This window comes from Kluyvera sp. STS39-E (assembly GCF_040932435.1).
In the GTDB taxonomy this organism is placed as follows: domain Bacteria; phylum Pseudomonadota; class Gammaproteobacteria; order Enterobacterales; family Enterobacteriaceae; genus Kluyvera.
This window is the reverse complement of the sequence record NZ_JBFQGA010000003.1, coordinates 14,780-38,709: the sequence shown is the minus strand read 5'-3', so window position 1 is coordinate 38,709 and position 23,930 is coordinate 14,780. Positions and strand designations below refer to the sequence as shown.

General features: G+C 55.6%; 23 protein-coding genes. 6 read left to right on the top strand and 17 right to left on the bottom strand.

The window, feature by feature from the left end; all coding sequences use genetic code 11:
• Positions 1 to 5: 5 nt before the first annotated feature.
• Entirely contained in the window at positions 6 to 959 is a 954-nt protein-coding gene (gene rluC, locus AB4K05_RS06675; RefSeq protein ID WP_368479215.1) for a 23S rRNA pseudouridine(955/2504/2580) synthase RluC, read from the bottom strand.
• 677 nt (positions 960 to 1,636) lie between these two features.
• Here rluC and rne point away from each other — a divergent pair.
• On the top strand, positions 1,637 to 4,858 hold the full coding sequence (gene rne, locus AB4K05_RS06670) for a ribonuclease E (RefSeq protein WP_368479214.1): 3,222 nt from the start codon (positions 1,637 to 1,639) through the stop codon (positions 4,856 to 4,858).
• Between the two features lie 151 nt (positions 4,859 to 5,009).
• Here rne and AB4K05_RS06665 read toward each other — a convergent pair whose 3' ends face one another.
• A complete protein-coding gene (locus tag AB4K05_RS06665; protein ID WP_368479213.1) occupies positions 5,010 to 5,945 on the bottom strand; it encodes a LysR family transcriptional regulator in 936 nt (311 codons plus the stop codon).
• A 109-nt stretch (positions 5,946 to 6,054) separates the two neighbouring features.
• On the opposite strand from AB4K05_RS06665, the gene AB4K05_RS06660 reads away from it, so the two are divergent.
• Entirely contained in the window at positions 6,055 to 7,269 is a 1,215-nt protein-coding gene (locus AB4K05_RS06660) for an MFS transporter (RefSeq protein ID WP_368479212.1), read from the top strand.
• Between the two features lie 84 nt (positions 7,270 to 7,353).
• Here the strand turns inward: AB4K05_RS06660 and flgL are convergent, their stop codons facing one another.
• The 11 genes from flgL to flgB form a co-directional block, all read right to left on the bottom strand.
• Positions 7,354 to 8,289 (bottom strand): flagellar hook-associated protein FlgL, encoded by a 936-nt coding sequence (flgL, locus tag AB4K05_RS06655; protein ID WP_368479211.1) that lies wholly within the window; start codon positions 8,287 to 8,289, stop codon positions 7,354 to 7,356.
• 14 nt (positions 8,290 to 8,303) lie between these two features.
• A complete protein-coding gene (gene flgK / locus AB4K05_RS06650; protein WP_368479210.1) occupies positions 8,304 to 9,995 on the bottom strand; it encodes a flagellar hook-associated protein FlgK in 1,692 nt (563 codons plus the stop codon).
• A 63-nt stretch (positions 9,996 to 10,058) separates the two neighbouring features.
• Positions 10,059 to 11,009, bottom strand: a complete 951-nt coding sequence (flgJ, locus tag AB4K05_RS06645) for a flagellar assembly peptidoglycan hydrolase FlgJ (RefSeq protein WP_368479209.1) — start codon at positions 11,007 to 11,009, stop codon at positions 10,059 to 10,061.
• Positions 11,009 to 12,106, bottom strand: coding sequence for a flagellar basal body P-ring protein FlgI (locus AB4K05_RS06640; protein WP_368479208.1), 1,098 nt, complete (start codon positions 12,104 to 12,106; stop codon positions 11,009 to 11,011). The genes flgJ and AB4K05_RS06640 overlap by 1 nt, the downstream gene beginning before the upstream one ends.
• An 11-nt stretch (positions 12,107 to 12,117) precedes the next feature.
• Entirely contained in the window at positions 12,118 to 12,816 is a 699-nt protein-coding gene (locus AB4K05_RS06635; RefSeq protein ID WP_368479207.1) for a flagellar basal body L-ring protein FlgH, read from the bottom strand.
• A 174-nt stretch (positions 12,817 to 12,990) separates the two neighbouring features.
• The gene (gene flgG / locus AB4K05_RS06630) at positions 12,991 to 13,773 is read right to left on the bottom strand and encodes a flagellar basal-body rod protein FlgG (protein ID WP_052285574.1); all 783 of its coding nucleotides are present in this window, start codon (positions 13,771 to 13,773) and stop codon (positions 12,991 to 12,993) included.
• 8 nt (positions 13,774 to 13,781) lie between these two features.
• Positions 13,782 to 14,537, bottom strand: a complete 756-nt coding sequence (locus tag AB4K05_RS06625) for a flagellar basal body rod protein FlgF (protein ID WP_368479206.1) — start codon at positions 14,535 to 14,537, stop codon at positions 13,782 to 13,784.
• A gap of 20 nt (positions 14,538 to 14,557) precedes the next feature.
• Positions 14,558 to 15,823: a flagellar hook protein FlgE gene (gene flgE, locus AB4K05_RS06620; RefSeq protein WP_368479205.1), complete on the bottom strand. Its 1,266-nt coding sequence runs from the start codon at positions 15,821 to 15,823 to the stop codon at positions 14,558 to 14,560.
• A 27-nt stretch (positions 15,824 to 15,850) separates the two neighbouring features.
• Positions 15,851 to 16,549, bottom strand: a complete 699-nt coding sequence (gene flgD / locus AB4K05_RS06615; protein WP_368479204.1) for a flagellar hook assembly protein FlgD — start codon at positions 16,547 to 16,549, stop codon at positions 15,851 to 15,853.
• 11 nt (positions 16,550 to 16,560) lie between these two features.
• Positions 16,561 to 16,965 carry a flagellar basal body rod protein FlgC gene (gene flgC / locus AB4K05_RS06610; RefSeq protein WP_368479203.1) on the bottom strand — a complete coding sequence of 135 codons (405 nt, stop codon included), beginning with the start codon at positions 16,963 to 16,965 and terminating at the stop codon, positions 16,561 to 16,563.
• 3 nt (positions 16,966 to 16,968) lie between these two features.
• Positions 16,969 to 17,385, bottom strand: coding sequence for a flagellar basal body rod protein FlgB (gene flgB, locus AB4K05_RS06605; RefSeq protein WP_368479202.1), 417 nt, complete (start codon positions 17,383 to 17,385; stop codon positions 16,969 to 16,971).
• Between the two features lie 156 nt (positions 17,386 to 17,541).
• Here flgB and flgA point away from each other — a divergent pair, with 156 nt between their 5' ends.
• The 3 genes from flgA (at position 17,542) to flgN (ending at position 19,024) form a co-directional block, all read left to right on the top strand.
• On the top strand, positions 17,542 to 18,201 hold the full coding sequence (gene flgA, locus AB4K05_RS06600) for a flagellar basal body P-ring formation chaperone FlgA (protein WP_368479201.1): 660 nt from the start codon (positions 17,542 to 17,544) through the stop codon (positions 18,199 to 18,201).
• Between the two features lie 96 nt (positions 18,202 to 18,297).
• The gene (flgM, locus tag AB4K05_RS06595; RefSeq protein ID WP_368479200.1) at positions 18,298 to 18,591 is read left to right on the top strand and encodes a flagellar biosynthesis anti-sigma factor FlgM; all 294 of its coding nucleotides are present in this window, start codon (positions 18,298 to 18,300) and stop codon (positions 18,589 to 18,591) included.
• Between the two features lie 4 nt (positions 18,592 to 18,595).
• Complete coding sequence (gene flgN, locus AB4K05_RS06590; RefSeq protein ID WP_368479199.1) at positions 18,596 to 19,024, top strand: flagella biosynthesis chaperone FlgN; 429 nt, start codon at positions 18,596 to 18,598, stop codon at positions 19,022 to 19,024.
• 42 nt (positions 19,025 to 19,066) lie between these two features.
• Here the strand turns inward: flgN and murJ are convergent, their stop codons facing one another.
• The 4 genes from murJ to rimJ form a co-directional block, all read right to left on the bottom strand.
• A complete protein-coding gene (murJ, locus tag AB4K05_RS06585; RefSeq protein WP_368479198.1) occupies positions 19,067 to 20,602 on the bottom strand; it encodes a murein biosynthesis integral membrane protein MurJ in 1,536 nt (511 codons plus the stop codon).
• A 111-nt stretch (positions 20,603 to 20,713) separates the two neighbouring features.
• Positions 20,714 to 21,637 (bottom strand): Gfo/Idh/MocA family protein, encoded by a 924-nt coding sequence (locus AB4K05_RS06580; RefSeq protein WP_368479197.1) that lies wholly within the window; start codon positions 21,635 to 21,637, stop codon positions 20,714 to 20,716.
• A 4-nt stretch (positions 21,638 to 21,641) separates the two neighbouring features.
• Entirely contained in the window at positions 21,642 to 22,295 is a 654-nt protein-coding gene (locus AB4K05_RS06575) for a YceH family protein (protein WP_368479196.1), read from the bottom strand.
• 10 nt (positions 22,296 to 22,305) lie between these two features.
• Positions 22,306 to 22,890 (bottom strand): ribosomal protein S5-alanine N-acetyltransferase, encoded by a 585-nt coding sequence (gene rimJ, locus AB4K05_RS06570; protein ID WP_368479195.1) that lies wholly within the window; start codon positions 22,888 to 22,890, stop codon positions 22,306 to 22,308.
• A 320-nt stretch (positions 22,891 to 23,210) separates the two neighbouring features.
• On the opposite strand from rimJ, the gene AB4K05_RS06565 reads away from it, so the two are divergent.
• Positions 23,211 to 23,771, top strand: coding sequence for a lipoprotein (locus AB4K05_RS06565; RefSeq protein WP_368479194.1), 561 nt, complete (start codon positions 23,211 to 23,213; stop codon positions 23,769 to 23,771).
• Positions 23,772 to 23,930: the final 159 nt, after the last annotated feature.

Genomic DNA, 23,930 nt, shown 5'->3' with positions numbered 1-23,930 from the left:
CGCATTTACTTCTGGTTACGCAACACCTGAAGGCAACGCTTAAGCACGTTATCCATCGGCGCTTCAACGCGCATCACTTCACCAGTTCCCGGATGCGTGAATTTCAGCGCTGCGGCATGCAGGAACAGACGATTAAGCCCGGTTCCCGCCAGTTGCTTATCAAATTCGCGGTCGCCGTAACGATCGTCAAAAGCGATAGGATGCCCAGCATGCAGCGTATGCACACGAATCTGGTGCGTACGTCCGGTTACCGGGCTGCAGCGCACCAGCGTGGCGTGGGTGTAGCGCTCTTCCACTTTAAAGCGGGTTTCCGACGGCTTGCCTTCCTGACTAACGCGGACAATACGTTCGCCGCTCTGCAGTATATTTTTCAACAGCGGTGCCTGCACGCTCTTAACATGCGACTGCCACTGTCCGCGAACCAACGCCAGATAATCTTTCTGCATCCCCTTTTCACGCAACTGCTCATGCAGCGAACGCAGCGCAGAGCGCTTCTTCGCCACCAGCAGAACGCCGGAGGTGTCGCGGTCAAGACGATGAACCAGTTCCAAGAAGCGGGCTTCCGGACGCAGCGCTCGCAGCCCTTCAATAACACCGAAGCTTAATCCGCTGCCACCGTGAACCGCGGTGCCCGAGGGTTTATTGAGCACGAGGATATGGTCATCTTCATAGAGAATAACCTCGCTGAGCGCCGCGACTTTTTGCAGATGCGGAGAAACCGCATCTTCTTCACGTTCAGCAACGCGCACCGGTGGAACACGAACGATATCGCCATCTTCCAGCTTGTATTCTGGCTTGACGCGTTTCTTGTTCACCCGCACTTCGCCTTTGCGCAGGATGCGGTAAATCATACTCTTCGGCACGCCCTTAAGCTGGGTGCGCAAAAAGTTATCAATTCGTTGCCCGGCTTCATCAGCGCTAATGGCAATCATTTTTACGGTTGGAGTCTCAGTTTTCATGGTGCGCGATTCTAAATACCCCCGCTCAATAGCGCCACTCATTTTTATATGCTTATATTTAGCATGACCTGTTTTCTCTATGGTGCTTCCCACCGTGAATTGTTTGTTATTAGAACAATCTCAATGGACTGGTGAAGAAACTGTGAGTAACCGGGTGATAAAAGGTGAAAGTCATCTTGCTATAAGCAGGTTAGCAAGGAATAATGAAGCTGTTTTCCGTGTTGAACCTGAAATAACAAGGATATTTACGGAAAGACCAATTTTGTTTGCTTGATCATCCACGCAGCAATGGCGTAAGACGTATTGATCTTTCAAACAGTTAGCGGGCTGCGGGTTGCAGTCCTTACCGGTACATATACTGTACGAATTTTAGATGATAGACAGAAAGCGTAACGGGAAACACCCGTACTTACGTCAGTAAGATGCTAAGACCTCTACCCTCTAAAAGATGACGAGTATAAATGGAATCTTCTCTGGAGAGTTATCCCAGGTTGTTCCCCAAATAATTGCGCTGTGGTTCCGTTTGAAACACAGGCTACCGACACTCTGCGCCTCTTAAACGAGCGACAACCGTGAGGTTGGCGACGTGAATAGTCACGAGGCCATCGGTTTACCCCGGAAAGGCAATACTCTGCTCGCAGCTTAGTCGTCAATGTAAGAATAATGAGTAAGTTACGATGAAAAGAATGTTAATCAACGCAACTCAGCAAGAAGAGTTGCGTGTCGCTCTCGTGGATGGGCAGCGTCTGTACGATCTGGATATTGAAAGCCCAGGACACGAACAGAAAAAAGCGAACATCTACAAAGGCAAAATTACCCGTATCGAACCAAGTCTCGAAGCCGCGTTTGTTGATTACGGCGCCGAGCGTCATGGTTTCCTCCCCCTCAAAGAAATTGCTCGCGAATACTTCCCAGCGAATTACAACTCACACGGTCGTCCAAACATCAAAGACGTTCTGCGTGAAGGTCAGGAAGTCATCGTTCAGATTGATAAAGAAGAGCGCGGCAACAAAGGTGCTGCACTGACTACCTTTATCAGCCTGGCAGGCAGTTACTTGGTGCTGATGCCAAACAACCCACGTGCCGGCGGTATTTCTCGTCGCATCGAAGGTGATGACCGCACCGAACTGAAAGAAGCGCTGGCAAGCCTTGAACTGCCAGACGGCATGGGCTTAATCGTACGTACCGCTGGCGTGGGTAAATCCGCCGAAGCGCTACAGTGGGATTTAAGTTTCCGCATGAAGCACTGGGAAGCTATCCAGAAAGCTGCCGAAAGCCGCCCTGCTCCGTTCCTGATTCACCAGGAAAGCAACGTTATCGTTCGCGCCTTCCGCGACTACCTGCGCCAAGATATTGGCGAAATCCTTATCGACAACCCGAAAGTCATGGAGATGGCGCGTCAGCACATTTCTGCGCTGGGTCGTCCGGATTTCAGCAGCAAAATCAAACTGTACACCGGTGAAATCCCGCTGTTCAGCCACTACCAAATTGAATCGCAGATTGAATCCGCTTTCCAGCGTGAAGTGCGTCTGCCGTCAGGCGGCTCTATCGTTATCGATAGCACTGAAGCGCTGACCGCTATCGATATTAACTCCGCGCGCGCAACTCGCGGCGGTGATATCGAAGAGACTGCGTTCAACACCAACCTTGAAGCGGCCGATGAAATCGCCCGTCAGCTGCGTCTGCGTGACCTCGGTGGCCTGATTGTTATCGACTTCATCGACATGACACCGGTTCGCCACCAGCGCGCGGTAGAAAACCGTCTGCGTGAAGCGGTGCGTCAAGATCGTGCACGTATCCAGATTAGCCACATCTCTCGATTTGGTCTGCTGGAGATGTCTCGTCAGCGTCTGAGCCCATCGCTTGGTGAATCCAGCCACCATGTCTGCCCGCGCTGTTCCGGCACCGGCACCGTGCGTGATAACGAATCGCTGTCGCTGTCTATTCTGCGTCTGATTGAAGAAGAAGCGCTGAAAGAGAACACCAAAGAGGTTCATGCAATTGTCCCTGTGCCAATTGCCTCCTACCTGCTGAACGAAAAACGTGCGGCGGTAACGGCGATTGAAGCTCGTCAGACCGACGTGCGCTGCATTATCGTGCCAAACGACCAGATGGAAACGCCGCACTACTCCGTACTGCGCGTGCGTAAAGGCGAAGAGACCACCACGCTGAGCTATCTGCTGCCGAAGCTGCACGAAGAAGAAATGGCGCTGCCGGTCGATGAAGAAGTTGCCGAGCGCAAAATGCCTGAGCAACCTGCATTGGCAACCTTCGTCATGCCGGAAGTTCCGCCAGAACCGGCGGCCGTCAGCTCTGTCGCCCCTGCGACTAAAACAAAAGCCCCTGCCGTTGCTACCGCTGCAGCACCGGGCCTTGTAAGCCGCTTCTTTGCTGCGCTGAAAAACCTGTTTGCCGGTTCTCCGGAAGAAACCGTTGAGGCCCAGCCTGAAAAACAGCAGCAAGCGAAGCCTGAACGTCAGCAGGAACGCCGTAAGCCACGTCAGAACAATCGTCGCGATCGTAATGACCGCAGCGACCGTCGTAACGACCGTAATGATCGTAACGACCGTAACGAGAATGCTGAAGGCCGTGAGCCACGCGAAGGCCGTGAAGGTCGCGAGGATAACCGCCGTAACCGCCGTGAGAAACCACAGCAGTCAAGCGAAGTGCGTGAAAATCGCCAGCAAGCCGCTGCCGTAGTGGATGATAGCGAAAAAGCGAAATCCCGTGACGAACAACCACGCCGCGAGCGTAGCCGTCGCCGTAATGACGACAAGCGTCACTCGCAGCAGGAAGTTAAAGCGCAGAACAGCGAAGAAGTTGTTGTTGCAGCTGCTGCCCAGGAAGCCGCACCGGAAGATCGCGTACAGAACATGCCGCGTCGCAAGCCGCGTCAACTGTCGCAGAAAGTCCGTATCGAAACCCCAGAGCAGACTGCCGCTCGTGAGTTCGTTGCCGATGAACCGCAACAGGAAGCACCGCGCACTGCACTGGCGAAAGTTGACCTGCCGGCCGTGGTTGATGCTCCAGCTCCAGCTCCAGCGCAAGCTGAACAGGATGACAACGGTGAAGCCCGTGATAACAACGGTATGCCACGTCGTTCACGCCGCTCCCCTCGCCACCTGCGCGTAAGCGGTCAGCGTCGCCGTCGTTATCGTGATGAGCGTTACCCAACGCAATCACCAATGCCGCTGGCCGTAGCCTGTGCATCGCCTGAAATGGCTTCCGGTAAAGTGTGGATCCGCTACCCAGTGACACCGGTACAGGACCAAACTGTCGTAGACGCACCGGTTGAGCAGGAACTGATTGAGCAGCCAGACGTGATTGAAAGCGTAGAGCAAATCGTTGCACCGGTTGCTGTCGCCGAGCCAGTCGCTGTTGAAGCACCGGTTCAGTCAGCAGATGCTGTCACTGCAACCGCGGAAGAGACGACGCCAGTACAGGAAGAAGCACCAGCTCCGGTTGTCGCGCAAGCGCCTGTAGTTGTTGAAGCGCAAGAGCAGCCTACCGCTGAGTCTGCTGACGCTGAGGTGAAGGCTGAGGAAGTCGACGTCGAAGCACCGGTTGCTGTTGAAGCTGCCGTTGAGGCCGCGCCTGTGGTTGAAGCTCCTGTTGCACCAGCGCCAGAAGCTGAAAAACCGGTGGTTGAAGCGCCAGTGGTGGCAGAGCCTGTGGCAGCGAAACCGGTTGTTGATGCACCTGTCGCGGAAACCGTTGCCGCTCACCACGCCACTGCGCCAATGACGCGTGCACCAGCGCCAGACTATGTTGCTGAAGCACCGCGTAACAGCGATTGGGTTCGCCCATCCTTCGGCTTCGAAGGAAAAGGCTCCGCAGGTGGTCATAGCGCAACGCATACCGCAACGTCTGGACCAACGCGCCCACAATCGGTCGAATAACCCGAAATATGCGTGATAAAAATCGGCCCTTGTGGCCGATTTTTTTTGCCTGCGATTTGTTATATTCGCGCTGCGACGCTGCCGGATGGCGCTGCGCTTATCCGGCCTACGGGACGAGAGTATGCCCGGTAAGCGCAGCGCCACCGGGCAATCAGCTGCGTTCAGGCTGTCTCATCCCAGCAATTTGTGGCATGACCTCGCGCATCAGATCGAGAAACTTTCGCAGACGTACCGGGTAGTAGCGCGCCCACGGATACACCAAGTGCACCGGCAGCGGTGCCGCCTGCCATTGCGGTAAGAGTTCAACCAACGTGCCATTAGCGAGCTCCTCCTCGACGGTCCAGCTAGATACCACCGCCACGCCTACGCCCGCCAGCGCGGCGTTTTTTGCCACATACAAGCTGTCGGTGCTCAACCGCGAGGCTATCGCGACGCTCGTCGTCTGCTCATTATCAGCATGGCGCAGCACAACCTCATGCTGATAAAACGTACTGATGGCAATCCACGGCAGCGGCGATAATGACTCAGGGCCTACCACATCGGGGAAACGGCTCAGCAGTTCAGGGGACGCGATAATGCAGCGCGGCACCTCCGCCAACAGTACCGAAACGGTCGCAGGATCAACGTCAGCACCCACGCGGATCGCACAGTCTATGTTATCGCTGATAAAATCAACGGCTTTGTCGTGCAGCATCCACTCCACGGACAGCTGCGGATATCGCGCTAAAAATCCCACCAGCGGCATAAGTAACTGCTGCTGCCCAAACGCGTGGGGTGCCCGTACGCGCAGCGTGCCCACCGGTTGCTCATCGCTTAACTGCAACGAATCTTCCAGTGCCAGCCACGATGCCACCACCTGACGAGCATGTTGATAACAGCGTTCGCCATCATCGGTGAGCTTCATCGCGTGGGTTGAACGCAACAGCAGCTTCGCGCCGAGCATCTCTTCTAGCGATTGCAAACGGCGGCTGATTGTCGCCTGAGTGGTTTCCATCTGCCGAGCGGCGGCGGACAGCGATCCCGACTCAACAATGCGAATAAAGGTTCGCATCAGCTCGACGCGGTCTATACGCTCATTTCTTTTCATCTTCTTACTGCCTATACGTCAAACGTATAACTGTTTTACCACCATGGCGGCTACCGCTCCACCCCGAAGACGCGGAAAATGCCCGCCATACACCGTTGAGGATGAACTCATGACAACATCGAACACTTCATCGCAGACCGCCGGTCTGTTGATTTTTATTCTGGCTCTGGGCGCAGGCTTTAGTGTCGCCGCCATCTACTATGCACAGCCCCTTTTGCCGCTGATGGGGGCAACATTAAACTTAAGCGTTGAAGGGATGGGCCTTATTCCAACGCTGACGCAGGCCGGTTATGCGCTGGGCATTTTATTCCTGCTGCCGCTGGGCGACCGCTACGACCGCCGTACGCTGATTCTGGTGAAAAGCCTGTCGCTGGCAACACTGCTGCTCATCTACAGCCTGACCCAACAGTTCCACTCGCTGCTTGCGGTGAGCCTGCTGATTGGGATGGCCGCCACCATGGCGCAGGATATTGTTCCGGCCGCCGCTATTTTAGCGCCTGCGGGTAAACAGGGAAAAATGGTGGGCACGGTAATGACCGGTTTACTGCTGGGGATCCTGCTGTCGCGCACCGTGAGCGGCGTAGTGGGTGAACTGTTCGGCTGGCGTGTCATGTATCAAGCCGCAGCCATCAGTATCATTCTGATTGCCGCCGTGATGTGGCGGGTGTTGCCGCGCTTCCAAGCCCACTCTGAGCTGCGTTACCCGTCGCTGATGATGTCGATGGTGGACCTGTGGCGTCGCTATCCAACGCTGCGTCGCGCCGCAATGGCACAAGGTTTTCTCTCCATCGCGTTTAGTGCATTTTGGTCAACCCTGGCCGTAATGCTCGCGGAACACTATCACATGGGCAGCGCCGTGGCGGGAGGCTTTGGTATTGCGGGAGCCGCTGGCGCACTGGCCGCTCCGTTGGCCGGTAGTCTGGCGGATAAAGTGGGAGCCGAGAAAGTGACTCAGCTCGGGGCTGCGCTGGTCAGCGCGTCGTTTGCTCTGATGTTCCTGCTGCCCGTGCTACCGCCGACAGCACAGCTGGTGCTGATCGCCGTCTCCGCCGTTGGCTTTGACCTCGGCTTGCAGTCAAGCTTGGTTTCTCATCAGAATCTGGTATATAGCCTCGAACCGCAGGCGCGCGGTCGCCTTAACGCCCTGCTGTTTACCGGTGTCTTTATTGGCATGTCGCTGGGGTCAGTGCTCGGTACGCAAATCTACGGGCTAGCCGGTTGGGAAGGTGTGGTAGCGCTGGCAACACTAAGCGGTCTGATTGCATTGGCTATTCGCATCAGTGAAACCTGGCGCTTACGTAGCACCGTCATAAACGCACGCTAGAGACAAAAAAAAGCCCGCGACGGGGTAGTGACGCGGGCGATAAAAACATACCCAGTTTCCAGGCATGTTCAAAGCTTGATGTTATTATTTATTCAGTTGGAACAGCGACATGCCCTGCATATCGGTAAAGGCTTTATACGCCGCCTGCAGCGCCGTTTGCTGCATGGTGTAGTTGGAAATCGTCGAGTTCCAGTCTACGTCCACGAGGTTGCTCATCTGCTGAGTTTGCGCCAGCGTGCGGTCATCGCCCAATGAATCCAGTTTTTCCAGCTCGTTTAGCTGGGTTCCCAGCTCGGCGCGCACGGTCAGCACGTTGTTCAGCGAGTTGCTCAGACTACGGTTTGTACGGTCAATTGCCGCCTGCGACTCATCTTTGAGCGTTTCGTCATCACCCACCGGTATGTTTAATTTCGCAATCGCCGAATCCAGCGCGGTAAAGATATTGGCGTCCGCATCCGGTTTGGCATTGCTGGTGACGCTGGCAAAAATCTGGTCACCAGTATGACCAATCACCATAGAACGAGAAGAATCGACCTGTTGCTCAACGTTGATGTCGCCACCGACATAGGCGCCGGTGTCATCAAACGGCGCTTTTTCCGTTTTATAACCCGCAAAGATGTAACGTCCGTTACCGTCCTGGCTATTTGCAAGGTTCAGAAGCTGGTCGCGAATACCCTGTAAATCGGTCGCCAACGAGGCGCGGTCATCGTCGCTCAGGGTGCCGTTACCGGCGTAGACGATTTTCTCCTGTGCGGACTGAATTGCCGTCGTCACCTGCTTCAAGGTGCTCTCTTCCGTCGAGACTCGCTGCGTCGCAAAGGTACGCGCGGTCGCGTACTGAGCGGTTTGCGCCTGCGCCTGAGACAGCACAACGGCTTGGGAAGCGGCAACTGGGTCGTCGGAGGCGCGGTTGACCCGTTTGCCCGTCGACATCTGCTCACCGTACTTCAACCATTCAGACTGAGAGTTAGTAATACCGCTCATATTCTGCTGGTACATCATTAAGGTACTGACGCGCATGCTATGCCCCTTCCTTAGCGGATATTAATTAATGCGTCGAAAAGCGTGCTTGCAGTTTGCAGCACCTGCGCATTAGCCAGATAGTACTGTTGGAACAGCTGCAGGTTGCCGTACTCTTCGTCAAGGTTAACGCCGGAGATAGACTGCTGCTGATTGCTCAACTGCGTAACCACGTTTGCCTGAGTGGTGCTGCTGCTCTTCATGGTCGCGGTTTTGGTGCCAACAGAGCTCACCAGCGCAGCATAAGCATCGTTAAAGCTTTTCGAGCCGCCGACTATCTTGCTGTTTTGCAAATCCAGCAGCGCCTGACCGTTGCGGTTATCGCTCTCGCCGTCGCCAGGATCAGTATTGGTCGGGTCGCTCGTCGGCAGCCCCATCGCAATCTGCGATTCGCTGCTGATAGCCACATCCATATTAACGATAGTGTCGCTTACCGGTTTGACGATAAAGCTGTCGCCCGTCTGCGCAGGATCGGTACCACCCGTCTTAATCGCGGCAGTCACCGTTAGCCCATCAAACTTCAGCACGCCATTCGCCAGATCGCTGCTCGAATCCAAGGTGACTTTGGTGTTATCTGAAGTGCGCGTCACTTCCCAGCCGCTGTCGGTTTTCACCACTTTGTAGTCCGTTGCCTGGACGGCAGAAGACTTATCCATCTTCACTGACAGTTCAGCGTCGCCGGCATTTTTGCTGTTGGATATCGCCGACGGCTTGCCGAAGTCGAAGAAATCAACGCCATCCTTACCATCCGCATCAATGCCCTGCTTATGCACGGTGTTAAACGCGTCGGCAAAGGCCAGCGCCATCTGGTTAAGGCTGTTGCGCGTCTGGTCAAGATCCTGTGAACGGAATGTCAGCAGGCCGCCCAACGAACCGGTGGTGATCATTTTTTCTGGAATTTCGACGTTGCCCGCCACGTTATCAACATAGGCCACTGTCGTACGGTTTGGATCCGCGCTGCTTGGCACCGCCGCCAGCTGGCTGGCTTTGTTACCTGCAACGAGGGTGTAACCGTTCGCCATGGTGATGTTGTAGGTGCTGCCATCCTGGATGTTAACTTCCACACCCACCAGCTTGTTGAGTTCGCTGACCAACTGGTCGCGCTGGTCGAGCAGGTCGTTTGGCGATGCACCCGCGCCGACGCCGGTCAACCGTGCAATCTTGTCGTTGAGGCTGGCAATCTGCGAGGAGTAGTTATTCACCAGTCCGACCGTCGAGGAGATAGACAGGTTAACCTGCTTATCCTGATCGCGCAGATACTGGTCAACGACTTTAAACTGGTTCACGACGCCGTCGGCTTTACCAAGGACAGTCTGACGAGCCGCCGGATCTTCCGCGTTGCTCACCAGCGTTTGCAGGCTGCTGAAAAAGTCCTGTAGCGTCGTCGACAGATTATTGGTTGAGCTGGAGATCATGCTGTCGATTTTCGACACCTGCTCGTAACGCGACGTTAAGCCGCTGCTCTGGTTTTGCGCCGACCGCAGTTGGTTGGTGATAAAAGCGTTGTATTCACGCTGCACGCTGGAAACGTTAACGCCATTGCCCACCCAACCGCCTGCACCCAGCGTACTGTTGGCTGACGCCAGCACCGTCGTCTGGCGGGTGTATCCCGCCACGTTGTAGCTCGCAATGTTGTTACTGGTGGTGTTCAGCGCCGCCTGAGCGGCATTCAACCCGCTCATCGCGCTGTTAATTAAACTGGACATGAACGCTCCTTCTTAAGGCCATGGTATTACTTATCGGATGGCGGTCTGCAAACTTGAGGCAAATCAGAACAGATTTTCGAGAGAATCACGGTAGGTATTACTGACCTTGTCGCTCATCGATTTCAGCTGCTGAATCATGCTGGTTAATTTACGCGCATACTGAGGATCGGTGGCGTAACCGGCGTTCTGCAACGCCTGTGCACCGGCTTCCGCCGTCGACGCCGAGGTCACCGCCGCATAGCGTGGATTGCGGGTCAGGAGGCCAACGTAATCCGACAGCGCCTCCAGATACGAGCTGTAGACGCGGAATTTGGCTTTCACCTTTTTCGCCTCGCCGTTTTCAAACTCGGTGGTCGTAATTTCCGTGACTTTGCCTTTCCAGTCGCCAGATGCTTTTACGCCAAACAAGTTGAAGCTCGGCTCGCCGTTTTCCCGGCGGATTTGCCGCTGCCCCCACCCCGATTCCAGCGCCGCCTGCGCCAAAATCAGATGATGCGGTATACCGCTCTGCTCGCTCGCCAAACGTGCCGGGAGGGAAAGCTGAGCTAAGAAGTCTTTCGAATCGCCGGACAGCGGCGTATCGCTGTTGTCCGGCGCTTTTGGCAGCGCCTTACGCACCATTTGCGTCAGTGCCGCATTCTGGTAGCTGGTGACGGTCTGCATATCGAACTTCATAGGGATCTGGCCCGCACTCTCTGCGGGCTCCTGCTGCTGAGCTGACAGCTGTTTAACCATCTCCTCCGCTAGGCCAAGGCCCTTACCAGCGGTCATCTGCTGGGCGATTTGCTGGTCGTACATACTGGTATAAAGCCGCGTCTGGTCGCTACTGAAAAGGCCGTCTTTCGGCAGCGTTTCACGCATACTTTTCAACATCATCTGCACGAACATCCCCTCAACCTGCCGCGCTACCGGCCGGAGGTTGGCCTGCGGATCTTGCCCGGCTTTGGTCTTGAGTTCGTTTAACGACTGCGAGTCCCAGGCGGCGCTGGCCAGTAATTTGCTGTCAGTCAACATTAGACAATCTCCACTTTCGCCCGCAGACAGCCCGCGCTCTGCATCGCCTGGATGATAGACATCAGCTCCATCGGCGTGGCGCCCAAGGCATTCAGCGCACGAACCACGTTGTTAAGATTGGCGCTGGCACGCACGCTCTGCAGCGAGCCGCCGCTCTGACGCAGGTCAATCTGTGTTTGCGGGGTCACCACGGTTCGCCCACCGGCAAACGGCGTATCCGGCTGGCTAACCTGCGCTGAGCGGTTGACCGAGACCGAGAGGTTACCCTGTGCTACCGCGCAGGTATCCAGCGTCACTTCGCGGTTCATGACCACCGAACCGGTACGCGAGTTGATAATAATCTTCGCATCCTGCGGCGGCATGCCCACTTCCAGATTCTGGATATCAGCCAACAGTCGTACCTGGCCGCTGCCGCCGGATGGCGCACGAACCTGAACGGTACGGGCGTCAAGCGCGGTTGCATTGCCCATGCTGCTGCGGCGGTTGATGGTGTCGGCAATCTGCTGCGCCATGGTGAAGTCGTCATCGTTGAGCTGCAGGTTAATGGTGTTGCCCGCGCCAAACTGGCTTGGCAGTTCACGCTCAATGGTCGCCCCGCCGGTAATTCGCCCGCCGTTTAGCTGGTTAACCTGCACGCTGCTGCCACCCGCCGACGCGCCCGCGCCGCCGACCAAGATGTTGCCCTGCGCCAGCGCATAGACCTGGCTGTCAACGCCCTTGAGCGGCGTCATCAGCAGCGTGCCGCCGCGCAGACTTTTAGCGTTACCCATCGACGACACCACAACGTCGATATTCTGCCCCTGACGGCCAAATGCCGGGAGCTGGGCCGTCACCATGACCGCTGCCACGTTTTTCAGCTGCATGTTGGTGCCCGCCGGAACGGTGATCCCCAACTGGGACAGCATGTTATTCAGCGTCTGGGTGGTAAACGGCGTCTGCGTCGTCTGGTCACCCGTACCGTCTAGCCCCACGACCAGACCGTAGCCTATCAGGGAGTTTTCCCTTACCCCCTGCACGCTGGTGAGATCGCGGATACGTTCGCCGTGCGCAAGGCCGGTGACCAACACCAGAGCCAGGGTTAGCAGTGTTTTAAACATAATTCACCTCGTTACATCGGCGATAAGTTAAGGAAGAAACGCTGCAGCCAGCCCATATTCTGTGCTTCGTTGATATAGCCATTGCCCACGTATTCGATACGCGCATCCGCCACCTGCGTCGAAGGCACGGTGTTGCTGCCGCTGATGGTGCGCGGGTTGACCACCCCGGAGAAGCGGATAAATTCGGTGCCCTGGTTAATCGCAATCTGTTTTTCACCGACCACGTGCAGGTTACCGTTGACCAATACCTGATCGACGGTCACGGTCAACGTGCCGCTAAAGGTATTGCTGGCGTTCGCGCCGCCTTTGCCGTTAAAGGTGTTGCCACCGGAAGCGTCCACATCGGCGCGCGCATTGCCAAACAGGCCCTGCAGGTAGCGCGGCACGGTGTCGAAGCCGAAACTGGTTTTGCCATCGCGGCTGGCGTTCGCCGACGAGCTTTTGCTCGCACTGACGTTTTCCTGCAGCTGGATGGTCAGCGTATCGCCGATATTGCGCGGACGGCGATCTTCAAACAGCGGCTGATAGCCGTAGTTAATTGGCTGCGCGGTCTGAAAGATAGAGCCGTTAACCACCGGCACCGGGCCTGGGATCGGCTGGGCCGTCGTTGCGCCTTCCACCAACGGTTTTGATGGAATCAATGCACATCCCGCCACGCTAATGGCGACGGCGGTTAAAAGCGGAAAACGAAACGCTGCGGATTTTTGCATTGCTTTCTTCTTTATGAATCTTAAAGTTTGCTCCGAGAGATCCCGGAGTCGCTTTGCTCGTCCGGGCTACGGAATGCCGGATGGCGGCTGTCGCCTTATCCGGCCTACGGTCCTTCATCATTTGTAGGCCGGATAAGACGCGCAAGCGCCACCATCAGGCGATCGGTTACGCCCTTACAGCTGCGTCAGTTTTTGCAGCATCTGATCGGTCGTCGATACCGCTTTACTGTTGATCTCATACGCACGTTGTACCTGAATCATATTGACCAGTTCTTCCGCCACGTTGACGTTCGAGGTCTCTACATATCCTTGATACAGCAGACCCGCGCCGTTTAAGCCTGGCGTGGTGTCATTCGGCGCGCCCGAAGCCTGCGTTTCGATGTACAGGTTTTCACCAATACTTTCGAGGCCGGTGTCGTTCATAAAGGTCGACAGGTTCAGCTGTCCCACCTGCACCGGGTTCGCCTGCCCCTGTTGGGTCACGCTGACGATGCCGTCGCGCCCAATCGTGATGCTGATGGCGTTCGCCGGAATGGTGATAGCCGGCTGTACCTGATAGCCGCTGGCAGTGACCAACTGACCATTCTGATCGACCTGGAACGAGCCGTCGCGGGTATAGCCAGACGAGCCGTCCGGCAGCAGGATCTGGAAGAACCCGTCGCCTTTGATTGCCACATCTTTGCTGTTGTTGGTCTGTGACAGGTTGCCCTGGCTGTGCAGGCGCTCGGTGGCCACTGGGCGCACACCGGTACCAATCTGCAGGCCTGAAGGCAGCGTCGTTTGTTCGGATGATTGCGCACCCGGTTGGCGAACGGTCTGATAGAGCAAGTCTTCAAACACCGCGCGCTGGCGCTTAAAACCATTGGTACTGACGTTGGCCAAGTTGTTGGCGATAACGTCCATATTGGTTTGCTGCGCGTCGAGACCGGTTTTCGCGATCCATAATGAACTGATCATAGTTTTCCTTAGCTCATTGACAGCAACTGGTTAGCTTTCTGCGTGTTTTCATCCACGCTGCTGATAACCTTCATCTGCATTTCAAATCGGCGCGAGCTGGCGATCATATCCGCCATCGCCGCCACCGGTTTCACGTTGCTTCCTTCCAGCACGCCGGACTGCAGGCGCAGCGTTGGGTCAGCCTGTAAAATTGGCCCACGTGTGGCGATGGCCGACGGGGTGAGATGGAACAATCCATCATCACCGCGAGCCACTTCCGTCGCGTTGGCTTTAACCACCTTCAACTTACCAACCGGTGATACCGTGTTCGCCGGATCGCCCGGCGTCAGCGCCGAAATCGTGCCGTCCGATGCAATAGTCACCTGCGAGCCTTCCGGTACGCTGAGCGGCCCGGCTTCACCGATAACCGGATGGCCTTGGATTGTCAGCTGTCCGGTCGGACTGACCTGGATATTGCCGTTACGGGTATAGCCTTCGCTGCCATCGACCGATTGCACCGCCAGCCAGCCGTCTTGCTGAACCGCAACGTCTAGGGGACGCGCGGTATAATCCAACTGCCCCGGCGTCATATCCGCTCCCGGCGTGGTGGCGGCGACCAATGTACGTGTTTCCACGCTAGGCCCCACCACCGGCACCGCGCGCATCGCAGTTAGCTGTGCGCGAAAGCCCGGCGTGGAAGTGTTAGCAAGGTTGCTCGCCGTGACCGACTGCTGCTGCATGGTCTGGCTGGCGGCGCCCATTGCCGTGTATATCGCGTGATCCATGACGTCACCCTGTTAGAAAATTAACGCAGGTTAACCAGCGTGTTGAGGATCTGATCCTGGGTCTTGATGGTCTGCGCGTTCGACTGATAGTTACGCTGCGCCACAATCATGTTCACCAGTTCTTTACTCAGATCGACGTTGGAAGCTTCGAGCGCACCGTTGGTCAGCGAGCCGAAGTTGCCCGTACCCGCCGTTCCCAGCAGCGCGACGCCAGAGGACTGGGTTGCAGACCAAACGTTGTCACCTTCCGATTGCAGACCACCGGTGTTGGAGAAGTTCGCCAACACGATCTGCCCCAGCAGTTGGCTTTGACGGTTGGAATAGTTCCCTACCACCGAGCCATCGTCGTTGACCTGATAGCTCACCAAGCTGCCCGGTGCATAACCGTTCTGGGTGGTGGCGACCACGTCGCTGGAGCCGGTGTTCTGCTGCATGGAGTTGAGGAAGCTGAGGCTAAAAGTACCGGCCTGGGAGCCATTCAGTGAGGCAACGCCGATATTGATGGCCGGGTCAGCATTTGCCGGGCCCAAGATCAAGGTGCCAGGGTTTGCCGGATCGTCAATGTAGTCGGACACTGAGGTCAGCGTACCGCTCTCGCTGAACTCCATCTGCGCCGCTTTCACCGACGCAGCACCGCTCACGCTGGTGTCTTGGGTATAGACATCCCACTTGTTCGCCTCGGTTTTCACGTAGTAAACGTTCAGGTCGTGAGAGTTACCCAAGCTGTCATAGACGGTCACGGTGCCTTTTTTGCTGTAGGTATCCGGATCGCTTGGGTTGAAGGTTTTGGTGATAGCGCTATCGGTGGAGTTCAAGTTCATCTGCATGGTGCCGGAAGTCGATGACTTCGCTGACATCAGCGTGTTTGGAATCGACAGCGCCACCGGGTTCGCCCCCTGCTGGATGGTCGGTGGCGTACCGCTTGCCGGATAACCGGTCAGATTCAGCCCCTGGGAGTTCACCAGGTTACGGTTCTCGTCGAGCGAGAACTGGCCGTTACGGCTGTAGTACACCGCGCCGTTGGTATCGACCAGACGGAAGAAACCGTTCTGACTGATAGCGACGTCCAGTGCACGGCCGGTACTGGTGGTGGTGCCATCGGTAAAGTCTTGGGTTATCCCCGCGACTTTAACGCCTAGGCCCACTTTGGAACCGGCGAACATATCGGCAAACGACGCCGACCCTGATTTAAAACCGTAGGTCGCGGAGTTGGCGATGTTGTTGCCGATAACATCGAGGTTAGTGGCAGCCGCGTTTAAACCGCTGACCGCTTGTGAAAAGGCCATAACGTCTCTCCTGAAATAGTTAAAGGCTTAAATAATCTGGCGAACCTGATCCAGCGTGGTAGTGCCGTACGTGCCCAAATCCAGTTTGTTGCCGTCTTTGCCCAAGGTAACGCCCTGCACCAGAGCAAATTGCAACGGCTGAACCACCAACTGCGTGGTTCCCTGACTGGCGGCAAAACTGATGTTGTATGCGCCATCCGGCGCCGCTGAACCATCGTCCAGCTTGCCATCCCAGGTAAAGGTATGAACACCGGCGGTCTGCGCGCCCATGTTCAAGGTGCGAACCACTTTGCCGGTGCCATCGGTGATGGTCGCGGTGACCTTCTCAGCCGCCTGCGTCAGCTCAATGCCGAACGGCGTGGTATCCACGCTTTCGCTGGTGCTGTTTTTTCCGGCAAGAATGGTAGAGCCTGGGATCATCACGCCGCGACCGACCAGCGAACTGGCCTGTAACGACTGGCCGCTATCGATTTGCCCGGAGATGGAACCCAGCGTGGTGTTGAGCTTCTCAATGCCGCTCAGGGTGCTTATCTGCGCGAGCTGCGAAGTCAGTTCGTTGTTCTGCAACGGGTTAGTGGGGTCTTGGTTTTTCAACTGCGCCACCAGCAGCGTCAGAAAGCTGCTTTGCAGGTCGGAAGAGCTGTTGGTGCCGGTGCTGCTGACCGACGACGACGAGGACGCAGCTTGGCTGCTTGTGGTGTCGTTAATATTGGCTACGATGGACATCGGTTATCTCCTTATTGTCCCAGCGTCAACGTTTTGAGCATCATACTTTTAACGGTATTGAGCACCTCAACGTTCGCCTGGTAGCTGCGCGACGCTGACATGGTGTTCACCATCTCTCCCACCACATCCACATTCGGCATGCGGACATAGCCTTTGGCGTCGGCCAGCGGATTCCCGGGCTGATAAACCAGCTTGTCGGGATCCTGGCTTTCCACCACGTCGGCGACTTTCACACCGCCGGTTGCCGCGCCAATTGGCGCATCAACCTGGAAAACCACCTGCTTAGCGCGATACGGCTGTCCGTCCGGCCCGGCGACGCTGTCGGCGTTTGCCAAGTTACTGGCGGCGACGTTCAGACGCTTGGACTGTGCGGTTAGCGCAGAGCCGGCAACGTCGAAGATATTGAGTAATGCCATGGGTTAGTTCCCCTGCTGCAGGACACTCATCATGCCCTTGATTTGTCCACCCAGAACCGTCAGTCCGGTCTGGTACTGGAGGCTGTTATCGGCAAACTGCGTGCGTTCCCGGTCCATATCGACGGTGTTACCATCCATCGCAGGCTGGTCGGGAATGCGGTACAGCAAATCGGCTTCAGGCGTCGAGATAGTCTGTGCGGGGATGTGGCGTGAAGAGGTTAGCGTCAGCGCAACGCCGCTGTTTTCCGCGCGCCCGCGCGCCATTACTTTTTTAAGTTCACTGGCAAAATCAATATCGCGCGCCTGAAACCCTGGGGTATCAGCGTTGGCGATATTAGAGGCCAGAATCTCCTGGCGCTCAGCGCGCAGGTTTAGAGCTTCTTGCTGAAAACGTAGTGCGGCGTCGAGTTTATCGAGCATGTCTCCTCCGCTAATGACAAAGTTTCAGCGAACAGCTTAATTCTCCAGGCATGTGCTTCATCGTTGGAATAAACGCAATATGCGTCGCTATTTATTGCGTTGATGTCGGCACAAGTTGGGTAAAATGCATACATTCACCATCCACAGGAGCGTTCAATGCGTCAGCTTATTGCCCCCGTTACCGCGGCACTTCTGGCTTTGAGCTCGTTTGCTCAGGCTGCTGATATCCAGACCCAATTGACTGATTTTTTCAGCGCTCGGTTAACCGGATTTAGTACGGAAGTCAGCGTTAGCTTGCGCAATGCACAAAATCTGAAGCTCAGCTGTGATCAACCGACATTTAATACGCCGGGAAACGCGAAGCTGTGGGGAAATCTGACGGTGCAGGCGCAGTGTGGAAACGTGAAACAATTTTTGCAGGTTAACGTGCAGGCTATCGGCGAGTACGTTGTTGCCGCCGCGCCCATTGTGCGCGGCACGCCAATTGAGGCGCAGAGCGTGACACTAATGCGTGGTCGTCTCGACCAACTACCGCCCCGCACCATGCTGACTCTGGCACAGGCCGAAGATGCTATAAGTCTGCGTGATGTCGCTATCGGACAGCCCATTTCGCTATCCATGGTGCGACAATCATGGCGCGTGAAGGCCGGTCAGAAGGTGCTGGTGATTGCGCAAGGAGAAGGATTTAGTATCAACAGTGAAGGCCAAGCATTAAATAATGCCTCCGTCGCGCAAAGCGCGCGGGTGCGAATGCCGTCCGGGCAGGTGGTGAGCGGACAGGTCAATACTGATGGGAATATTCTGATTAATCTATAAACGTCATAAAGAAACTGCGTCGCTTGCCGATAGATAATTAACAATTAATGAGAGTCGGCGCCTGCGCCATACAAGAGCCTCCATGAGGAAAGAACCATGAGCATCGATCGTACATCACCTCTGAAAGCTGTCACCACCGTACAGCCGCGCGAAACCCCGGAAGCTAGCGCCCAGAAAGCACGTGCTGAAAAAACCGCCACGGCGACCAGCGCCAGCGTGACGTTAAGCAATGCGCAGACGGCATTGACCCGTTCTGACAGCCGCGACATTAATATGGCTCGCGTTGAAGAACTGAAAACAGCCATCCGTAACGGCGACTTAAAAATGGACACCGGCAAAATTGCCGACGCATTAATTCAGGACACGCAAGAATATCTGCAGAGTAAATAGAGAGATGAGCGGTTTGTCAGCAATACTGGACCAAATGACCAGCATCCTCAACTCACTCAAAGAGGTGATGGATGCTGAGCAACAGCAGCTTTCCGCGGGCAACGTGGATGGCCTGCAGCTTGCCAGCATTACAGAAGAAAAAAGCTCTCTGTTGGCAACGCTCGACTACCTAGAGAAACAGCGCCGGGTTGAACAAACCGCGCAGCGTAACGCCGAAGACGATGTTAGCTCGCGCTGGCAAGCTATCACCGATACCACCCAGCATCTTCGCCGGGTCAATCAGCATAACGGCTGGTTGCTTGAAGGCCAGATTACGCGCAATCAGCAGGCGATTGACGTCTTAAAGCCGTTCCAAGAAACGGGGCTTTACGGCAAAGATGGGCAGACGGCAGGTGTGAGTTTGGCGCGTAGCGCGAAGAAATTTTCAGTTTAGTACTCGCGGGGCAACCTAATATGCCCCGCGCGTCCCTTTTGCTTACGCCGTCCGGCGGGCAAACTCTTTAATCTTGAAGCCCAGAATTGCCAGCGTCGCAAAGTACGCAACAATCCCAACCAACACCACGCCCATCAGGCGTAGCAGACGATACGGCATCGTCCCCACAGACCACTCTGGCATCACATATATCATGCCGAGAAGTGCGGCAGCCATCACCAGAACCGCGACCACAAGACGCGCTGAGAACACGCGCCAGCCTGGCTGCGGGGTAAAGATTTTCTGTTTACGCAACTGCCAGTAAAGCAGCGCCGCGTTAAGACAGGCCGCCAGACCAATCGACAGCGCCAATCCCGCGTGTTTGAACGGACCAATAAAGGCGAGGTTCATCAACTGGGTCATAATCAGTGTCACAATAGCGATTTTGACCGGCGTTTTAATATCTTGGCGTGAGTAGAAGCCCGGAGCCAGCACCTTAACGATAATCAGCCCCATCAGGCCGACCGAGTAAGCCACCAGCGCACGCTGGGTCATCATGGCGTCAAAGGCGGTGAATTTACCGTACTGGAACAGCGCAACCGTCAGCGGCTTAGCCAAAATCCCCAGCGCTACGGCGCTTGGCAAGGCGAGCAGGAAGCACAGGCGCAGGCCCCAGTCCATCAGGCGGCAGTATTCATCGTGGTTGCCGCTCGAGAAGCTTTTCGACAGCGACGGCAGCAGGATAGTCCCCAGTGCTACGCCCAGCACTCCAGATGGAAACTCCATCAGACGGTCGGCATAGTACATCCAGGAGACAGAACCGGACGCGAGGAAAGAGGCAAATATGGTGTTGATGATAAGCGAAATCTGGCTCACGGAAACGCCAAGAATAGCCGGCCCCATTTGTTTTACGACGCGAACCGCGCCCGCATCTTTGAGGTTAATTCGTGGCAGCACCAACATGCCGATTTTCTTTAGGTGCGGCAACTGGTAGGCCAACTGCAGCACGCCACCGACCGTTACCGCCCACGCCAGCGCCAGCACCGGTGGATTAAAATGCGGTGCAGCAAACAGCGCGAAGCCAATCATGCTGACGTTTAGGAAAGTAGGAGCAAACGCAGGAACGGAGAAACGGTTCCAAGTATTGAGGATTGCGCCAACCAGCGATGCCAGTGAAATCAGCAGAATATAAGGGAAAGTGATCCTAAGCAGCTGCGTGGTAAGGGCAAATTTATCTGCGGTATCAGCAAAACCGGGCGCGGTGAGGGTAATCACCCACGGTGCTGCAATCATCCCCAGCACCGTCACCAGTGCCAGCGCCAACGTCAGCAGACCCGACACATAGGAGACGAATACGCGGGTTGCATCTTCCCCTTGCTTGCTTTTGTACTCAGCGAGAATCGGTACAAATGCCTGAGAAAATGCCCCTTCAGCAAAAATACGCCGTAGGAGATTGGGCAGCTTAAACGCCACGAAAAAGGCATCGGTTGCCATACCGGCACCAAATACCCTTGCGACTATCGCATCACGCGCAAATCCCAACACGCGCGAAAACATGGTCATCGAGCTGACGGCTGCCAGCGATTTGAGTAGGTTCATTAATCTGTGATTCCACAACCTGGAAAGGCGCGCCCGGTAGACAAGCGCTGAAAAAGTGGCGTTAGTCTACCGGGTTCGAGATGAATTGCTACTGCCAGATGTTACAGCTGATTATTCCCTAATAGCCTCGCGCCACAGCCCTTCCACGATACGCTGGGCATAAATTGCCTGCTCACCGGCGGTATCCGGAACCGTCTGATTTTGCACGCATTCAATAAAGTGACGGGCGCAACCGGCAAAACCACGCTGTTCGAGGGTTGTCTGCCAACCAGGAATGGCCCGCGTGACGATGCCAGCACCACGTTCTTCGCGCCACTCACGCATATCCGTCACTTCAAACAGCCCGCCGTCCGCCACCGCCTGCACCCATTCGCGCTGGCTACCGGCGCGGCGATGCATGCTGGTCGTAATTTGTAGACCGGGCTGACTGAAGTGATGCTCAGCATAGAACATGCAGCCTTCATCGGTAGTCTGTAAGGTTCCGCCGCTGAGTTTTGCGTTGCCGTCCGCCAGCCACAGCGCGGTATCCACAACATGCAGATAGTCGTCCAGCAGCGTAAAACGCAGGTCGTGCGGCCCGACGCTGTCGGCACGGTGTTTATCCATGCGCAGCGATGACATCTCGCCTGCACTTTGCTTGAGCTCGCGATACAGCGGCGAGAAACGACGGTTAAAACCAACCATCAGGGTGAGGTTTTTGCGGGCAGCAAGGGCCACCAGCCGCTCGGCATCATCGAGCTTATCGGCCAATGGTTTATCGACACAAACATGCACCCCGGCATTGAGCAGTTCGCTCACCACGGCGTAATGCGAAGCGGTAGAGCTGTGCACAAATACTGCGTCACACTGAGCGGCGAGCGCCGTTAACGACTCGGCATAAGGGATGCGATAGGTTTCACACACCCGCAGTGCTTTTTCTTTCCCCGGCGACCACGCCGCCTGCAGCGTCCAGTCGGTGGCGGCGCTTAACACCGGCAGCCACGCTTTTTGGGCGATGCCGCCAAGCCCGACTACGCCAATGCGAATTTTAGCCATTTGTTTATTCCCCGAGATGCGCCAGCAGTGAATCTAGGCGCTGTTTCAGTTCGGCAACCTCGCCTTCCAGCGCATCAACGCGTGAACGTAGGTCGTCGTCAATCAGCGGAGCATCTTGCTGAGCGGAGACTATCGCCTGTACGTCAACCTCACCGCTAAACAAATGCATATAGCGACTTTCTCTTTTCCCCGGCTCGCGCGGCAGACGGACCACGAAAGGACCATCTTCACGATTGGCCAGACGTTCAAGGGTCGATTCAACTTCCGCCATATCGCCAAATTCATGCATCCGCTGAGCGCGTCCACGCAGTTCACCCGGCGTTTGTGCACCGCGCAGCAGCAGCGTGGTCACCAGCGCCACTTCGGCCGTTGAGAGCTTGAGATCGCCAAATTCTGAATTACAAAAACGCTGTTCGTATTTTGTCACCCGATTACCAAAACCACTGACCGTACGCAGGTAGTGACGTTTGACCAGCGTATCGAGCTGGTCCTGCACTTGTGCTTCACTGAGCGTCATCACCGGTTCGCGATTGGTTTTCTGATTGCAGGCCGTAACCACGCCATTAATAGATAAAGGATATTGCTCGGGGGTGGTGACCTGTTTTTCCAGTAAGCAGCCGATAACGCGAGCTTCCTGCGGGTTCAATTGGTATTTCATGGTTGTCTCCTTATCGACCGGCGGTCCATTGTGGGGTGGTTAACGCCGTAAGCACATGGTCGCGCCACTCGCCGTCAATCAGCAAATACTCTTTTGCGTACCCTTCTTTCTCAAAGCCCAATCTCGCCAGCAGGTCACCGCTGCGCTGATTGTGCGGCATGTAGTTCGCCATAATGCGGTGAATATGCTGCGTACGCTGCATATACCGGATAGCGCTGGAGAGCGCTTCATACATCATCCCCTGCCCCTGCCACTTCTGGCTGATGGAGTAGCCAAGATAGCAGGCATGAAATGAGCCGCGCACCACGTTGGAAAAATTGGCGACGCCGATTATCTCTTTCTCTTCGGGATCGAGCAGCGCGAAATAAAAGGCGGTTCCCTGTTTATGGAATTCATTAATCATCGACAACCGCGCCTGCCAGCCCGAAGGGTAGCAGTGGCTATCGTCACGGATAGGTTCCCAGGGTTTCAAAAACTGCCGATTCTCCGCGTAATAATCGGCCAGACGCCACGCGTCCCTGTCGTGAACCAGACGCACGACCAACCGGTCGGTGGTTAACCTTACTTTCGGCACACTACTGCGATAGCCAAACATCTCACTACTCCCGTACCCAACGTATACCCTGGTCTTTTCACTATACCTGCACGATGGCAGCCAATGAAAACAACAATCTATTATTTTGCATTGTGATAAAAAACGGGTCTTGCTGGCAATACGTCAAAAGGTGAGGCAGACCAGCAAAATGCGGATTTCAGTAGGATAGCAATCGGGTTCAGTGGGAAGCGGCAGGTTGAATAGTAGTGATTGATTTCGCCTGTTTGCCGCACTTTCAGCCTTTTCCGCTGTCACAAAGTCACTGACAGCGTATGCTGCTCTTAGTCAGGATGAACACGCGTATTTCGTTGAGGAACCCCATGAATAAATTGTTTGTCATTGCCGCCCTGATCGTCAGCGGTCTGGTTGTCGGCTGTAATCAGCTTACGCAGTATTCGGTAAGTGAGCAGGAGATTAATCAGGCGCTGCAAAAGCGGAATAATTTCTCCAAAGATATCGGGCTTCCCGGCGTCGCCGACGCACATATTGTCCTCAACAACCTGACCAGCGCCATTGGTCGTGAAGAACCGAATAAAATCACGCTCAGCGGCGATGCGAAACTGGATTTGAACTCACTGTTTGGCAGCCAGAAAGCCAACATTGTGCTGACGCTAAAAGCACTGCCGGTATTCAACCAGGAACAGGGCGCAATTTATCTGCAGGAGATGGAAGTGCAGAGTGCGAAGGTCACCCCGGAAAAAATGCAGTCGGTGGTGCAGACGCTCATTCCTTACCTGAATCAATCGCTGCGCACCTACTTCAATAAACAACCCGCCTATGTGCTGAAGGAAGATGCCAGCCAGGGCGAAGCGCTGGCCAAAAAGTACGCTAAAGGGATTGAAGTGAAGCCGGGCGAAATTATTATTCCGTTCACTAACTGATTCATCCTGCCGATTGCCCGGTGGCGCGACGCTCGCCGGGCAACCTCTCCCCATTCCCCATACCGCCGCAAACAATTTTTGCGGAAAAGGATGCAAAGGGAAACGTTTACGCTTATCCTTAGTGCCCGGCAAAAATGACTGCAATTCCACCAGCCGGAG